The organism is Variovorax sp. BGA-UO-ETr-C22 (genome assembly GCF_059567965.1).
In genome coordinates, this window is the sequence record NZ_JCAQPA010000011.1 from 1021600 (window position 1) to 1034997 (window position 13398).

The window sequence follows — 13398 nt, forward strand, 5'->3', positions numbered from 1 at the left end:
CAATACAATCCGTCGCGCACGCTGTGCCGATTCTATGAAAACAGTCCACAAGTCCGTCCTCATCTGGTACAGCGCCGAAGAAATGTACGCGCTCGTCACCGATGTGGCGAAGTACCCGCAGTTCCTGCCCTGGTGCGACAAGTCGCGCGTCATCGAGCAGGACGAGGGCGGCATGACCGCCGAAGTCGGCCTGGCCTTCGCCGGGCTGCACCAGAGTTTCACCACCCGCAACACGCACATTGCGGGCCGCGAGGTGCAGCTGAAGCTGGTCGACGGGCCGTTCTCCAACCTCGACGGCACCTGGAAATTCCACCCCGTGGGCGAGCAGGGCGAGCGCGCCTGCCGCGTCGAACTGCAGTTGAGCTACGGCTTCAGCAACTTCGCGCTGCAGGCCCTGGTGGGGCCGGTGTTCGACACCATCGCCTCGAGCCTGGTCGAGGCCTTCGTCAAGCGCGCCGAACAGGTCTACGGCGAAGGCTGATGGCCGATCGCCGCATCGAGGTCACGCTGAGCTGTTCGCCGGCGGCGCGCGAGGTGTTCGAGCAGGTCCTGCAGCTCGCGCCCGGCACCGCGGTGGCCGAGGCGGTGAAGGCCAGCGATCTCATGCAGCGCTTTCCCGACCTGGACTGGCGGCATGCCATGACGCCGGGCATCTGGGGCCGGGCGGTGGCGTGGGAGCAACCGCTGAAGGACGGCGACCGCATCGAACTGTGCCGACCGCTCACGGTCGATCCGAAGGTGGCGCGCCGTGAGCGCTTTCAGCGCCAGGGGGCGCGTGGCACAGGCTTGTTCGCGAACAAGCGCAAGGGCGGCAAGGACGGCTACTGAGCGGCCGTCGCGGGCTTACTTGCAGTCGCTGTCGATGACCGTTTGAGCGCGCTTTTGCGCGTCGGCGCGTGCGGCGTCGTCCATGAATTCACGCTCGCCCTTGGCATTGACCTTGGCGATGCGGATGCCGCTGTCGATGGTGTTCTTGTTCTCGCGCGCACGGGCGCAGTTGTCGGCCTTGGCCTTGGCGATCTTGGCCGCTTCAGCCGCTTCCTTGGCCTTCTGCTCGGCCTCGGCCTTCTTGGTCTTTTCCTCGAGTTCCTTGTCCACGCCCGTGGGCTTGGGCGGCGGCGCGGCCTTGGGGGCTGCGGCCGTCTCGCTGCTTCCCTCGGGGGCCGGCGTGACCGGGGCGGGCGCACGGGCCGACGGCGAGGGGCCGGCGCGTCGCAGGATGTTCTTCTCGGGGATGTCGGTGGGCGGCGGCTGGTCGCTGAAGACCTTCTTGCCGCTGTTGTCGACCCATTGCCATTGCGCGCTCGCCGAGAGCGGCAGCGCGCACGCGCAACCCAGTACCAGCCAATGCAGGAGATTCATGCGCGGAGTTTAGCCGGGCCTTACTTTTTGCAACATCCGTAATAGGCGGTTTTGCAACGGTCAAAAAGAACCCGTGCCGGCGAAGCGGGCGAGGGCCTCGTTACAATCCGTCTTTTGGAGCCTCACCCATGCGCCTTCTCGGCAAAGCGCTCACCTTCGACGACGTGTTGTTGGTGCCAGCATTCTCCCAAGTCCTGCCCAAGGACACGTCTCTCGCCACCAAGTTCTCCCGCAACATCACGCTGAACCTGCCGCTCGTCTCGGCGGCCATGGACACCGTGACCGAAGCCCGCCTCGCGATCGCCATCGCGCAGGAGGGTGGCATCGGCATCGTGCACAAGAACCTCACCGCGCAGCAACAGGCCGCCGAAGTGGCCCGCGTCAAGCGCTACGAGTCGGGCGTGCTGCGCGACCCGGTGGTGATCACGCCGACGCACTCCGTGCGCCAGGTGATGGCACTGTCCGACCAGCTCGGCATCTCGGGCTTCCCGGTGATCGACGGCGGCAAGGTCGTCGGCATCGTCACGGGGCGCGACCTGCGCTTCGAGAACCGCTACGACGTGCCCGTCAGCGAAATCATGACGCAGCGCGACCGGCTCATCACCGTGCCCGACGGCACCACGCTGGCCGAAGCCAAGGCGCTGCTGAACAAGCACAAGCTCGAGCGCCTGCTGGTCATCAACGGCGATTGGGAGCTCAAGGGCCTCATCACCGTCAAGGACATCACCAAGCAGACCAGCTTCCCCAATGCCGCACGCGACGCCAACGGCCGTCTGCGTGTGGGCGCGGCGGTCGGCGTGGGTGACGGCACCGAAGAGCGCGTCGAAGCCCTGGTGAAGGCCGGCGTCGACGCCATCGTGGTCGACACCGCCCACGGCCACAGCGCCGGCGTGATCGAGCGCGTGCGCTGGGTCAAGAAGAACTATCCGCAGGTCGACGTCATCGGCGGCAACATCGCCACCGGCGACGCCGCGCGCGCGCTGGCCGACGCCGGCGCCGACGCGGTCAAGGTCGGCATCGGCCCGGGCTCCATCTGCACCACCCGCATCGTGGCCGGCGTGGGCGTGCCGCAGATTATGGCGGTCGACAGCGTCGCGACCGCGCTGCAGGGCACGGGCATTCCGCTGATCTCCGACGGCGGCGTGCGCTACTCGGGCGACATCGCCAAGGCCATTGCGGCCGGCGCCAGCACCGTGATGATGGGCAGCATGTTCGCCGGCACCGAAGAGGCGCCGGGCGAAATCGTGCTGTACCAGGGCCGCAGCTACAAGAGCTACCGCGGCATGGGCTCCATCGGCGCGATGCAGCAGGGCAGTGCCGACCGGTACTTCCAGGAATCGACCACCGGCAACCCCAACACCGACAAGCTCGTGCCTGAAGGCATCGAAGGCCGCGTGCCCTACAAGGGCTCGATCGTCTCCATCGTCTACCAGATGGCCGGCGGCGTGCGCGCCAGCATGGGCTACTGCGGCTGCGCGACCATCGAGGACATGCAGAACAAGGCCGAGTTCGTCGAGATCACCACGGCCGGCATCCGTGAGAGCCACGTCCACGACGTGCAGATCACGAAGGAAGCCCCGAACTACCGCGCTGAGTAAGCTCAATCTGGCCAGACCTTGAAAGTCAGGCCAGACTGAAGCTAGAATTTGGGCCAGATTCAAATTTTCTGGCCCAAATGCAATCCATCGGCATCGCTGAAGCCAAGAACAACTTCTCGGCCCTGATCGACCTGGTCGAAAAGGGCGAGGAGGTTCGCATCACCCGCCACGGCAAGGAAGTCGTGCGCATGCTGCCGGTGCGTCGAAAGCCTGTCATCACCGACGAGCAGATCGCCCGCGAGCTCGGGCAGATCGACGCGCTGCACGCCACCATCCAGCCCGGCCCCACGACCCGCGAGCTCCTGGACCAGGGACGCCAGCCATGACCGCCTTCGTCATGGACGCCTCGGTCACCGCCGCCTGGCTGCTGCCCGACCAGGCCAACGAACACACCCGCAGGCTCTACGCCGCCATCCGCCGCGACGAGGTCGAGCCGCAGGCGCCCAATGCCTGGCAATGGGAGTGCGCCAACATCCTCGCCAACGGCGTGCGCAGCGGTCGCATCCCGGCATCGGCCGTCGAGGGCCTGTGGAGCGTGCTCGACGCCATCCGCCACCGCGTGGAGCTGCACGACCTCGCGCCGGCCCAGCACAAGGCCGTGCTTGCCGTGGCCATCGACGCGGGCGTCTCGCTCTACGATGCGGGCTACCTCTGGCTCGCCAAATCGCTCAACCTTCCGCTCGCCACCTTCGACGAGCACCTCATCCAGGTGGCGCCGCACGCGGGCGTCAAGCTGTTCGACATTTCAACGCTCTGAGTCCTTTCGCCATGCAACACGACAAGATCCTCATCCTCGACTTCGGCTCGCAAGTCACCCAGCTCATCGCACGCCGTGTGCGCGAAGCGCATGTGCTCAGCGAAGTGCATCCCTGCGACGTCACCGACGAGTGGGTGCGCGAATACGCCGCCGACGGCCACCTCAAGGGCGTGATCCTCTCGGGCAGCCACGCCAGCGTGTACGAAGAGACCACCGACAAGTGCCCGCAAGCCGTGTTCGACCTCGGCATTCCGGTGCTCGGCATCTGCTACGGCATGCAGACCATGGCCCACCAGCTCGGCGGCAAGGTCGAGGGCGGCCACAAGCGCGAGTTCGGCTTCGCCGCCGTGCGCGCCCATGGCCACACCGCGCTGCTGAAGGACATTGCCGACTTCACCACGCCCGAGGGCTTCGGCATGCTCAACGTGTGGATGAGCCACGGCGACAAGGTCACCGAGCTGCCGCCCGGCTTCAAGCTCATGGCCAGCACCGACAGCTGCCCCATCGCCGGCATGGCCGACGAGGCGCGCCGCTACTACGCGCTGCAGTTCCATCCTGAAGTCACGCACACGGTGCAGGGCAAGGCCATCATCGACCGCTTCGTGCTCGGCATCTGCGAGGCCAAGCCCGACTGGGTCATGCGCGACCACATCGCCGAAGCCGTGCAGAAGATCCGCGAGCAGGTGGGCGACGAAGAAGTCATCCTCGGCCTGTCGGGTGGTGTCGATTCGAGCGTGGCTGCCGCGCTCATCCACCGCGCCATCGGCGACCAGCTCACCTGCGTCTTCGTCGACCACGGCCTGCTGCGCCTGAACGAAGGCGACATGGTCATGGAGATGTTCGAAGGCAAGCTGCACGCGAAGGTCATCCGCGTCGATGCCAGCGACCTGTTCCTGGGCAAGCTCGCCGGCGTGAGCGACCCCGAAGCCAAGCGCAAGATCATCGGCGGCGAGTTCGTCACCGTGTTCAAACAGGAAGCTGCCAAGCTCAAGGCCGGCGACGGCGGCCACAAGGGCGCGACCTTCCTTGCGCAAGGCACCATCTACCCCGACGTCATCGAGTCGGGTGGCGCCAAGAGCAAGAAGGCCGTCACCATCAAGAGCCACCACAACGTCGGCGGCCTGCCCGAACAGCTCGGCCTGAAGCTGCTCGAACCGCTGCGTGACCTGTTCAAGGACGAAGTGCGCGAACTCGGCGTGGCCCTGGGCCTGCCGCCCGAGATGGTGTACCGCCATCCGTTCCCCGGCCCAGGTCTGGGCGTGCGCATCCTGGGCGAAGTGAAGAAGGAATACGCCGACCTGCTGCGCCGCGCCGACGCGATCTTCATCGAGGAGCTGCGCAACTTCACCGACGCCGAAACCGGCAAGACCTGGTACGACCTCACGAGCCAGGCTTTCACCGTGTTCCTGCCCGTGAAGAGCGTGGGCGTGATGGGCGACGGCCGCACCTACGACTATGTCGTCGCGCTGCGCGCCGTGCAGACCAGCGACTTCATGACCGCCGACTGGGCCGAGCTGCCGTACGCGCTGCTCAAGAAGGTGTCGGGCCGCATCATCAACGAGGTGCGCGGCATCAACCGCGTGACCTACGACGTGTCGAGCAAGCCGCCGGCGACGATCGAGTGGGAATGAGTTCCTGAAGAGAAGAAAGGCGCCGCAAGGCGCCTTTCTTCTTTGGCGGGTGACCCGATGATCAGAAGTTAGCCTTCAAGCCCACCGTGAACATCCCGCCCTTGGCCTGCTTCGACAGCTTGCCGAAGTAGTCGTAGTCGGCCGTGATCGCGAGGTTCTGCGTCATGCGGTACTCGGCGCCGACACCGACCATCAGGCCCGTGCCGCTGCCCGAAATGCGCTGGTTGGCCGAGGCCCACTTGTTGTCGCCGGAGATGCGTCCGCGTGCCACGCCGAGGCGGCCGTTGAGGGCGAAGGCGTCGCCCAGCGGCATGCGGGCGGTGGCGGCGGCGTAGAAGACCTGGCCGGTGCCAGTCTGCAGCCTGGAGCCGCCGTAGGCCGAGCTCCATTGGCTCACGCTGCCGAGGCGGGCGTAGCCGGCTTCCACGCCGAAGTGCTCGGTCAGGCGGTAGCCGCCATACAGCTTGTACGACGTGCCGCTCTTGTCGGCCTTCTTGCCGCCCCATGGCACGGGCACGGGGGCGTTTTTCGAGGACGACAGGCTGTAGCTGGAGCGGCCGATGGCGCCGCCGACATACAGCCCGGTGTCCTTGTCGAGACCGGCGGCGAAGGCGCCGACGGAGGCGGTGCCGAGCCAAAGAGCTGCGAGTGCGAGGCGGGCTTGCGTTTTCGTCAAGATGAAATCCTGTTGGTTGATTGATCGATTGAATGAATGCGTGGATGGGCGGCGTGTCGTTGTTCGCCTTGCCGCCACCGTCCGACGATTCTCAAAAACCAAGCTGAAGACGAGCTTCGCGTTTGCTGAAGGCCTCATGAAGGGCCCTTGCCATGGGCGATGATCGACACATGTCAGCTCAGCTTCTTCTTCCCGGAATCGATCCCCCGCCGCGGCCCCTGCCGCGGCCGCGCGGCACCCAGGCCCCTCGCAAGGCGCCGCTGCCGCACTCGCTTTTCTTCGCACTGCTTCCCACCCCGCAAGACGCCGAAACCATCGCCGCGCTTGGCGCGCGCATGAACTCCCAACACGCCCTGAAGGGCACGGTGGTCGAGGCGCAGCGCCTGCACGTCACGCTGTTCGACCTCGGCAACCACGACCAGGTGCCGGCCGACAAGGTGGCCCAGGCATCGACCGCGGCCGCCGCGGTGTCCGTGCCGGCGCTCGATGTCGTTTTCGAAAAGTCGATGAGCTACGCGAAAGGCGCGCTGGTGCTGTGCGCCGACGACGAGGCCAACGTCGCGGCGCTGCGCGTGTTCAGGCAACGCCTGGGCGAGGCGTTGGCCGATGTCGGCCTGAAGCCCTCGCGCGCGTTCACGCCGCACATGACCGTCGCCTATGCGCGGCGCAAGCTCGAAAAGCACGCGCTCGACGCGCCTGCCCAGTGGACCGCCCATTCATTGGTGCTCATCGACAGCCACGTGGGCGAGGGCGTGCACGAGGTGCTGGGCCGGTGGCCCGCCGAGGTGGCCGCCTAGGCGCCGTCCTGATCCGCAAAGGTATCGAACAGCAGCCCGCGCAGCCACTGGTTGCCCGGGTCGCGGTGCACCTTCGCGTGCCAGAACAGGTTGATCGCGATCTGCGGCAGCGCCACCGGGTGCGGTCGCCACACCAGCCCGAAGGGCTCGGCGATGCTGCGCGCCAGCCGCTCGGGCACGGTCGCGATCATTTCGCTCGACTGCAGGATGTGGCCGATGGCCACGAAGTGCGGCACCTTGAGCCGGATGCGGCGCTGGATGCCCTGCGCCGCCATCACGTCGTCGGCCTTGCCGTGGCCCGTGCCGGCGGCCTGCACCTGCACGTGGTCGGCCGCGCTGAAGTCCTTCAGTGACACGCTGCGCTTGCGCGCCAGCGGGTGCGCACCTGAAAACAGGCACACATAACGCTGCAGGAACAGCCGGCGCTGGAACACGCCCGACTTGAGTTGCGGCAGCAGGCCGATGGCGATGTCGACATGGCCGGCCTCCAGGTCGTCGCGCAGGTGGGTCGCGGTGTTGTTGCGCAGCGTGCTGATGGTCACGCCCGGCGCGGCGGCCGAGAGCGTTTCCATGAGGCGCGGCGTGAAGTAGATCTCGCCGATGTCGGTCATGGCGAGCGTGAAGCTGCGCGTGCTCGTGGCGGGGTCGAACACCACCTGCTGGTTGAGCGCCGTGTGCAGCGCGCCCATGGCGTAGGCCACGGGTTCGGCCAACTGCAGCGCGAAGGGCGTGGGCTCCATGCCGCGCGCGGTGCGCAGAAAAAGCTCGTCGCCCAGCAGCTTGCGCAGGCGCGCCAGCGCGTTGCTGATGGCGGGTTGCGACAGACCCAGCGACTCGGCCACGGCCGACACGCGCTTCTCGGCCAGCATGCGGTCGAACACCAGCAGCAGGTTGAGGTCGATGTCCTTGAGTTGCATGGCGCACCTTTATTCATGCCGGTGATACAGCCGATTCACCAGATTCTATTGGTCAATCGGAAGAGGCCGCGCATCATCCGTGCCCAGAGACAAGCCGGCCCTGCCGCCGGCGCCAGAAAAAGAGAGCCCGACGATGGACCTGCACATTCACCCCCTTGCCCGCACCCTCGAGGTCCGCCCCGGCGCGAACCTGCTCGAGGTGCTGCGCGAGCACCAGGTGCCGGTGTCGTACAGCTGCATGTCGGGGCGCTGCGGCACCTGCCGCTGCAAGGTGGTGTCGGGCCAGCTGCTCGACGGCGGCCAGGACGCGATCCGGCCCGACGGGCAGGGCGAGCGCTACGTGCTGGCCTGCCAGAGCACGCTGACCGAAAGCTGCACCATCGAGATTCCCGAGCCCGACGAGGTGGTGGTGCACCCGGCGCGCGTGCTCAAGGCCACGGTCACGGGCATCGACGTGCTCACGCACGACATCCGCCGCCTGCGCCTCAAGCCCAACAAGCCGCTGGAGTTCTCGCCGGGCCAGTACGCCCAGCTGCAGTTCGGCCCTGAATTGGCGCGCCCGTACTCGATGGCCGGGCTGAGCCGCGACGCGGAGCTCGAATTCCATGTGCGCCGCGTGCCGGGCGGGCGCGTCACAGCCCACATCTTCGAGCAGCTGCGCGTGGGCGACACCGTGCGCGTGAGCGGCCCGCTGGGCACCGCCTACCTGCGCACCAAGCACCGCGGTCCCATGCTTTGCGCGGCGGGCGGCACGGGGCTCGCGCCCATCCTGTCGATCGTGCGCGGCGCGGTCGCGGCGGGGCTGACCCAGCCGATCCACCTTTACCTCGGCATGCGTTCCGACGCCGACGTGTACGGCCTGCCGGAGCTGCGCGAATTGCAGGCCCAGCACCCCGGCCTGAAGGTGCATGTCGTGGTGGTCGCCGGCCCTGCGCGCGACGGCCAGCGGCTGGGGCTCATCACCGACGCGATCCGCGCCGACCTGCCCGCGGGGCTCGACGGCTGGCGCGCCTACCTGTGCGGCTCGCCGCCCATGGTGGAGGCCGCGAGCCGGCTGGTGCAGGCGCACGGCCTGGCGCCCGAGCAGACGCATGCCGACGCCTTCTACCTGCAAGGCACCTGAAGAACCGAACAAGAGAAAAGGAGACCCGATGACCACGCCAGCCGTCTTCCCCATCGAACTGCGCTGGGAGAGCGAGAAGACCAGCCGCATTCCCTTCATGGCCTACACCGACGAGGCGCTGCACAAGAAGGAGCTGCAGCGCTTCTTCTACGACAAGCACTGGTGCTACGTCGGCCTCGAAGCCGAGATCCCGAACCCGGGCGACTTCAAGCGCACCGCCATCGGCGAGCGTTCGGTCATCCTGTCGCGCGACGAAGAAGGCGCCATCCACGTGTTCGAGAACGTCTGCGCCCACCGCGGCATGCAGTTCTGCCGCGAGCGCCACGGCAACAAGAAAGAGTTCGTCTGCCCGTATCACCAGTGGAACTACACGCTCAAGGGCGACCTGCAGGGCGTGCCGTTCCGTCGTGGCGTGAAGCAGGACGGCAAGGTCCACGGCGGCATGCCGGCCGACTTCAAGACCGAAGACCACGGCCTGAACAAGCTCAAGGTCGCGTCGCGCGGCGGCGTGGTGTTCGCGTCGTTCGACCACGACATCGAATCGTTCGAGGACTTCCTCGGGCCCGACATCCTCCATTACTTCGACCGCCTGTTCGACGGCCGCAAGCTCACCATCCTGGGCTACAGCCGCCAGCGCATACCGGGCAACTGGAAGCTCATGCAGGAGAACATCAAGGACCCGTACCACCCGGGCCTGCTGCACACCTGGTTCGTGACCTTCGGGCTCTGGCGCGCCGACAACAAGTCGGAGCTGAAGATGGACGCGCGCGGCCGCCACGCCGCCATGATCTCCACGCGCGGCAGCGCCGGCAAGGCCGCGCAGGTGACGCAGGTGTCGAGCTTCAAGGAGAGCATGCAGCTGAAAGACCCGCGCTTTCTGGACATCGTGCCCGAGCCCTGGTGGGGCGGGCCGACGGCGGTGATGATGACGCTGTTCCCCAGCCTCATCCTGCAGCAGCAGGTCAACAGCGTGTCGACGCGCCACATCCAGCCCGTGGGCCACGACGCCTTCGATTTCGTGTGGACGCATTTCGGCTTCGAGGACGACACGCCCGAGATGACGCAGCGCCGCCTGCGCCAGGCCAACTTGTTCGGGCCGGCGGGCTTCGTGTCGGCCGACGACGGCGAGGTGATCGAGTTCTCGCAGGAGGGCTTCGAGCAGAAGCCCTACCACCGCACGCTGGCCGAGCTCGGCGGGCGCGAGGTGGAGAACACCGACCACATGGTGACCGAGACGCTGATCCGCGGCATGTACCGCTACTGGCGCGAAGTGATGGAGGCCGCATGAGCACGCTCGATACGTCCACCTACCTCGACCTGTCGCGCCTGTATGCGGCGTACGCGCACGCCGTCGATTCGGGCGACTGGGACCTGTGGCCCGCGTTCTTCACCGAGCAGTGCAGCTACCGCCTGCAGCCGCGCGAGAACCACGAACGCGGCCTGCCGCTGGCCACGCTCTCGTTCGAAAGCCGGGGCATGCTCGAAGACCGCGTCTACGGCATCAAGGAGACGCTGTTCCACGACCCGTACTACCAGCGCCACGTGGTGGGCCTGCCGCTGGTGCACCGCGTCGACGACGACGGCACCATCCACAGCGAGGCCAACTACGCGGTGTTCCGCACCAAGCTCGATGGGCCGTCGACCGTGTTCAATGTGGGTCGCTACATCGACAAGGTCGTGCAGACCCCCGAGGGCTTGAAATTCGCGGCGCGCCTGTGCGTGTTCGACAGCGAAATGATCCCGAACTCCATCATTTACCCCATCTGAAATAGAGCCATGCCAGAAAAAGAACCAGAGACCCACGGTGCACCCCTGCGCCGCTTCACCGACCCGGCCTACGTGCCGCTGTGCGCCAATCTTGCCGAGGTGCGCGAGAACATCGACCGCCTCGACCGCCAGATCGTCGCACTGCTGGCCGAGCGCGGCCGCTACGTGAAGGACGCCGCGCGCTTCAAGCGCGACGCCTTCCAGGTGTCGGCGCCGCAGCGCCAGCAGGAAGTGATCGACAAGGTGAAGGCGCTCGCCGAGAAGGAGGGCGCCTACCCGGAGGTGATCGAGGCCGCCTACCGCGCGCTCATCGCGGGCTTCATCGCGCGCGAGCAGCAGGACCATCTGGGCATGGTCGACGTGGAGGTGCAGCCATGACGCGCGCACGCCTCTTCGTCGCCTTCACCGCCGTGGCCCTGGCCGCGGCCGCCCATGCGCAGGACTGGCCGCAGCGCCCCGTGCGCATCGTGGTGCCCTTCGCGGCGGGCTCGTCGCCCGACATCCTGGCGCGCATCGTCAACGACAAGCTCGCGGCGCGCATCGGCCAGCCGCTCATCGTCGAGAACAAGCCCGGCGCGGGCGGCAACAGCGGCACCGACGCGGTCTCGAAGGCGCAGCCCGACGGCTACACCTTCCTGCTGTCGGTGAATGCGCCGCTGGTCTACAACACCATCCTCTACAAGAACCTGCCGTACGACCCGTTCAAGGACCTCGTGCCCGTGTCGCTGGCCGCGACCACGCCGAACGTCTGCGCGGTCTCGAACTCGATGGGCGTCGATTCGGTCAAGGGTTGGCTGGCCGCCATGAAGAAGAACCCCGGCAAGTTCAACTTCGCCTCGACCGGCAACGGCTCGATCTCGCACCTGGGCGTGGAGCTCATCAAGGCCAAGACGCAGTCGTTCGCGGTGCACATCCCGTACGCGTCGTCGGGCCAGGCTGTGACGGCCATCGTGCAGGGCGACGTGCAGTACGCCTGCCTGCCGCCGGTCACGGTGATGCCGCAGGCCAAGGCGGGCCGCCTGAAGGCGCTGGCCGTCACCTCGGCCGAGCGTTCGGCATTGCTGCCCGAGCTGCCGACGTTGCGTGAGTCGGGCCTGCCCGACATCCAGGCCGTGCCATGGTTCGCCTACATGGCGCCCAAGGGCACGCCGAACGACGTGGTGCAGCGCATGAGCCGCGAGATTGCGGCTGCGCTGAAAGACCCCGACACGGTCAAGCGCCTGCAGACCGCGTACTTCGACCCCGTGGGCAGCACGCCCGAAGGCCTGTCGAAGTTCATGGACGAGGAACTGCGCCGCTGGAAGCCGGTGATCGACCGCGCCGGCCTCAAGCCCGATTGAGCAAAGGGAGCACACGATGAGCACGATGACCTGGGTCGACGCCGCGGCGGTCGACGACGTTCCCGCCGACGACGTGGTCGGCATCGAGGTGCAGGGGCGCGACATCGCGCTGTACGGCACCGACGACGGCATCCACGCCACCGACAACATCTGCACGCACGGCCATGCGCGGCTGTGCGACGGTTTCCTGGAAGGCCACGAGATCGAATGCCCGCTGCACCAGGGCCGCTTCGACGTGCGCAGCGGCAAGGCCATGTGCGCGCCGCTCACCGAAGACCTGCGCACCTACCCGGTGAAGATCGAGGGCGGGCGGGTGTTCCTCGCGTTCGAGGGCTGAACTGTTCTGCCTTCGGCCAGCGTGATCTGTATCGGTTCGCGCCCGACCGGTTGGCGACAATGACAGCCCGTTTCCTGGACATCCGATGACAGAACCACACAGCCGCGACCAGATCGCCGACCTGATTGCCGCCGAACTCGGCCACCGCTTCGACGGCGAGATCCTGGCCGGCGGCCACTACGTGCCGTTGGTGCGCGACGGCCGCACCGTCTACCTCAGCGGCCAGGTGCCGCGCGTGGGCACCACGGTGGTCGTCACCGGCCGCGTGGGCGATGCGGTGTCGCTCGACACCGCGCGCGAAGGCGCCCAGATCTGCGCGCTGCGCAGCCTCGCGCTGCTTCGGCGCGCACTCGGCTCGCTCGATGCGGTCGAGAAGGTGCTGCGCGTGGGCGTGTTCGTGCAGTGCACGGCCGACTTCACGCAGCAAAGCGAGGTGGCCGATGCCGCGTCCGACCTGTTGCATCGCGTGTTCGGCGAGGCCGGCGTGCATGTGCGCACGGCGGTCGGCGTCTATGCGCTGCCGAAGAACGCGACGGTCGAGGTCGAGATGACCGTCGCGACCACCCATGCAGCCTGACCTAGGAGCGCTCGCGGCGCGCGGGTTCGCTGCGGTGCAGGTGCACCGCCAGTGTGTCGCGCGGCGGGCGCACGGCGCATTGCGCCAGCAGCCGGCCGGCTTCGCCCCGGTGATAGCCGTTGTGCGTCACGACGTGGGCCAGCATTTCTTCACGCGTCATCCGGCCCTTGTCGCCGTCGGTGAACACGAAGGGCAGCGGCTCGGCCAGCAGCGCCGGCGTGAGCGTGTCGAGATACGCCAGATACCAGCGATCGGACTCGGCCACGGCCGCGCGCAGGTCGGCCAGCGTGGGCGTTTCGGGCGTGTTGTCGTCGGTGAAGCCGTGCGGCGTGCCCGTGAGGTGGCCCGCGAAGATCCGGTTCACCACATGGGCATGGTTGACCACGCGGATCGCGGCATGCCGGGCGTCGGCGTGCTGTACGGGGTCGAGGCTGGCCATGCGGTCCAGCAGCTCGTCGTTGGCCCACGCGTGGTACTGGAACAGCGTGCGCAGCAGGGGTGGGGCGCTCATGTCGG

At 67.3% G+C, this 13398-nt stretch carries 18 protein-coding genes; 14 read left to right on the forward strand and 4 right to left on the reverse strand.

Going from position 1 to position 13398, the window contains the following annotated elements; translation table 11 throughout:
- Nucleotides 1-34 precede the first annotated feature (34 nt).
- Both AC57B8_RS24840 and AC57B8_RS24845 read left to right on the forward strand, forming a co-directional pair.
- Nucleotides 35-481 (forward strand): type II toxin-antitoxin system RatA family toxin, encoded by a 447-nt coding sequence (locus AC57B8_RS24840; RefSeq protein WP_095745382.1) that lies wholly within the window; start codon nucleotides 35-37, stop codon nucleotides 479-481.
- Nucleotides 481-828: an RnfH family protein gene (locus AC57B8_RS24845; RefSeq protein WP_062477848.1), complete on the forward strand. Its 348-nt coding sequence runs from the start codon at nucleotides 481-483 to the stop codon at nucleotides 826-828. Before AC57B8_RS24840 ends, AC57B8_RS24845 begins: the two co-directional genes overlap by 1 nt.
- 15 nt (nucleotides 829-843) lie before the next feature.
- Here the strand turns inward: AC57B8_RS24845 and AC57B8_RS24850 are convergent, their stop codons facing one another.
- Entirely contained in the window at nucleotides 844-1362 is a 519-nt protein-coding gene (locus AC57B8_RS24850) for a DUF4124 domain-containing protein (RefSeq protein ID WP_492744976.1), read from the reverse strand.
- Nucleotides 1363-1490: 128 nt separating this feature from the next.
- On the opposite strand from AC57B8_RS24850, the gene guaB reads away from it, so the two are divergent.
- The 4 genes from guaB (at nucleotide 1491) to guaA (ending at nucleotide 5348) form a co-directional block, all read left to right on the forward strand.
- Nucleotides 1491-2960: an IMP dehydrogenase gene (gene guaB, locus AC57B8_RS24855; protein WP_062477841.1), complete on the forward strand. Its 1470-nt coding sequence runs from the start codon at nucleotides 1491-1493 to the stop codon at nucleotides 2958-2960.
- Nucleotides 2961-3037: 77 nt separating this feature from the next.
- Nucleotides 3038-3286: a type II toxin-antitoxin system Phd/YefM family antitoxin gene (locus AC57B8_RS24860; protein WP_070060762.1), complete on the forward strand. Its 249-nt coding sequence runs from the start codon at nucleotides 3038-3040 to the stop codon at nucleotides 3284-3286.
- Nucleotides 3283-3717 (forward strand): type II toxin-antitoxin system VapC family toxin, encoded by a 435-nt coding sequence (locus AC57B8_RS24865; RefSeq protein ID WP_496481055.1) that lies wholly within the window; start codon nucleotides 3283-3285, stop codon nucleotides 3715-3717. The genes AC57B8_RS24860 and AC57B8_RS24865 overlap by 4 nt, the downstream gene beginning before the upstream one ends.
- 11 nt (nucleotides 3718-3728) lie before the next feature.
- Entirely contained in the window at nucleotides 3729-5348 is a 1620-nt protein-coding gene (guaA, locus tag AC57B8_RS24870; protein WP_062477832.1) for a glutamine-hydrolyzing GMP synthase, read from the forward strand.
- 61 nt (nucleotides 5349-5409) lie between these two features.
- On the opposite strand, the gene AC57B8_RS24875 is transcribed toward guaA, so the two are convergent.
- Nucleotides 5410-6024 carry a porin family protein gene (locus AC57B8_RS24875; protein WP_496481056.1) on the reverse strand — a complete coding sequence of 205 codons (615 nt, stop codon included), beginning with the start codon at nucleotides 6022-6024 and terminating at the stop codon, nucleotides 5410-5412.
- Nucleotides 6025-6359: 335 nt separating this feature from the next.
- Between AC57B8_RS24875 and AC57B8_RS24880 the strand changes: the two genes are divergently transcribed.
- Nucleotides 6360-6821 carry a 2'-5' RNA ligase family protein gene (locus AC57B8_RS24880; protein ID WP_496481057.1) on the forward strand — a complete coding sequence of 154 codons (462 nt, stop codon included), beginning with the start codon at nucleotides 6360-6362 and terminating at the stop codon, nucleotides 6819-6821.
- On the opposite strand, the gene AC57B8_RS24885 is transcribed toward AC57B8_RS24880, so the two are convergent.
- Nucleotides 6818-7738 (reverse strand): LysR family transcriptional regulator, encoded by a 921-nt coding sequence (locus AC57B8_RS24885; protein WP_496481058.1) that lies wholly within the window; start codon nucleotides 7736-7738, stop codon nucleotides 6818-6820. The two genes, AC57B8_RS24880 and AC57B8_RS24885, sit on opposite strands and share 4 nt — an antisense overlap.
- Nucleotides 7739-7871: 133 nt before the next feature.
- Between AC57B8_RS24885 and AC57B8_RS24890 the strand changes: the two genes are divergently transcribed.
- The 7 genes from AC57B8_RS24890 (at nucleotide 7872) to AC57B8_RS24920 (ending at nucleotide 12882) form a co-directional block, all read left to right on the forward strand.
- Nucleotides 7872-8861, forward strand: a complete 990-nt coding sequence (locus AC57B8_RS24890) for a 2Fe-2S iron-sulfur cluster-binding protein (RefSeq protein WP_496481059.1) — start codon at nucleotides 7872-7874, stop codon at nucleotides 8859-8861.
- Nucleotides 8862-8889: 28 nt separating this feature from the next.
- A complete protein-coding gene (locus tag AC57B8_RS24895) occupies nucleotides 8890-10149 on the forward strand; it encodes an aromatic ring-hydroxylating dioxygenase subunit alpha (RefSeq protein ID WP_056580645.1) in 1260 nt (419 codons plus the stop codon).
- Entirely contained in the window at nucleotides 10146-10628 is a 483-nt protein-coding gene (locus AC57B8_RS24900; RefSeq protein WP_496481060.1) for an aromatic-ring-hydroxylating dioxygenase subunit beta, read from the forward strand. The genes AC57B8_RS24895 and AC57B8_RS24900 overlap by 4 nt, the downstream gene beginning before the upstream one ends.
- A 9-nt stretch (nucleotides 10629-10637) precedes the next feature.
- A complete protein-coding gene (locus AC57B8_RS24905) occupies nucleotides 10638-11006 on the forward strand; it encodes a chorismate mutase (protein ID WP_496481061.1) in 369 nt (122 codons plus the stop codon).
- On the forward strand, nucleotides 11003-11968 hold the full coding sequence (locus AC57B8_RS24910) for a tripartite tricarboxylate transporter substrate-binding protein (protein ID WP_492734606.1): 966 nt from the start codon (nucleotides 11003-11005) through the stop codon (nucleotides 11966-11968). Before AC57B8_RS24905 ends, AC57B8_RS24910 begins: the two co-directional genes overlap by 4 nt.
- Nucleotides 11969-11984: 16 nt before the next feature.
- A complete protein-coding gene (locus tag AC57B8_RS24915) occupies nucleotides 11985-12305 on the forward strand; it encodes a non-heme iron oxygenase ferredoxin subunit (RefSeq protein WP_056580656.1) in 321 nt (106 codons plus the stop codon).
- Between the two features lie 85 nt (nucleotides 12306-12390).
- Nucleotides 12391-12882: a RidA family protein gene (locus AC57B8_RS24920; protein ID WP_062477794.1), complete on the forward strand. Its 492-nt coding sequence runs from the start codon at nucleotides 12391-12393 to the stop codon at nucleotides 12880-12882.
- A gap of 1 nt (nucleotide 12883) precedes the next feature.
- On the opposite strand, the gene AC57B8_RS24925 is transcribed toward AC57B8_RS24920, so the two are convergent.
- A complete protein-coding gene (locus tag AC57B8_RS24925) occupies nucleotides 12884-13393 on the reverse strand; it encodes a DinB family protein (RefSeq protein WP_062477792.1) in 510 nt (169 codons plus the stop codon).
- Between the last annotated feature and the right edge of the window lie 5 nt (nucleotides 13394-13398).

Coding starts and splice junctions, on each gene's coding strand:
- AC57B8_RS24860 (WP_070060762.1), top strand. CDS start 3,038: ATGCAATCCATCGGCATCGCTGAAGCCAAGAACAACTTCTCGGCCCTG.
- AC57B8_RS24905 (WP_496481061.1), top strand. CDS start 10,638: ATGCCAGAAAAAGAACCAGAGACCCACGGTGCACCCCTGCGCCGCTTC.
- AC57B8_RS24920 (WP_062477794.1), top strand. CDS start 12,391: ATGACAGAACCACACAGCCGCGACCAGATCGCCGACCTGATTGCCGCC.
- AC57B8_RS24880 (WP_496481057.1), top strand. CDS start 6,360: ATGAACTCCCAACACGCCCTGAAGGGCACGGTGGTCGAGGCGCAGCGC.
- AC57B8_RS24910 (WP_492734606.1), top strand. CDS start 11,003: ATGACGCGCGCACGCCTCTTCGTCGCCTTCACCGCCGTGGCCCTGGCC.
- AC57B8_RS24865 (WP_496481055.1), top strand. CDS start 3,283: ATGACCGCCTTCGTCATGGACGCCTCGGTCACCGCCGCCTGGCTGCTG.
- AC57B8_RS24895 (WP_056580645.1), top strand. CDS start 8,890: ATGACCACGCCAGCCGTCTTCCCCATCGAACTGCGCTGGGAGAGCGAG.
- AC57B8_RS24915 (WP_056580656.1), top strand. CDS start 11,985: ATGAGCACGATGACCTGGGTCGACGCCGCGGCGGTCGACGACGTTCCC.
- AC57B8_RS24900 (WP_496481060.1), top strand. CDS start 10,146: ATGAGCACGCTCGATACGTCCACCTACCTCGACCTGTCGCGCCTGTAT.
- AC57B8_RS24925 (WP_062477792.1), bottom strand. CDS start 13,393: ATGAGCGCCCCACCCCTGCTGCGCACGCTGTTCCAGTACCACGCGTGG.
- guaA (WP_062477832.1), top strand. CDS start 3,729: ATGCAACACGACAAGATCCTCATCCTCGACTTCGGCTCGCAAGTCACC.
- guaB (WP_062477841.1), top strand. CDS start 1,491: ATGCGCCTTCTCGGCAAAGCGCTCACCTTCGACGACGTGTTGTTGGTG.
- AC57B8_RS24850 (WP_492744976.1), bottom strand. CDS start 1,362: ATGAATCTCCTGCATTGGCTGGTACTGGGTTGCGCGTGCGCGCTGCCG.
- AC57B8_RS24840 (WP_095745382.1), top strand. CDS start 35: ATGAAAACAGTCCACAAGTCCGTCCTCATCTGGTACAGCGCCGAAGAA.
- AC57B8_RS24885 (WP_496481058.1), bottom strand. CDS start 7,738: ATGCAACTCAAGGACATCGACCTCAACCTGCTGCTGGTGTTCGACCGC.
- AC57B8_RS24845 (WP_062477848.1), top strand. CDS start 481: ATGGCCGATCGCCGCATCGAGGTCACGCTGAGCTGTTCGCCGGCGGCG.
- AC57B8_RS24890 (WP_496481059.1), top strand. CDS start 7,872: ATGGACCTGCACATTCACCCCCTTGCCCGCACCCTCGAGGTCCGCCCC.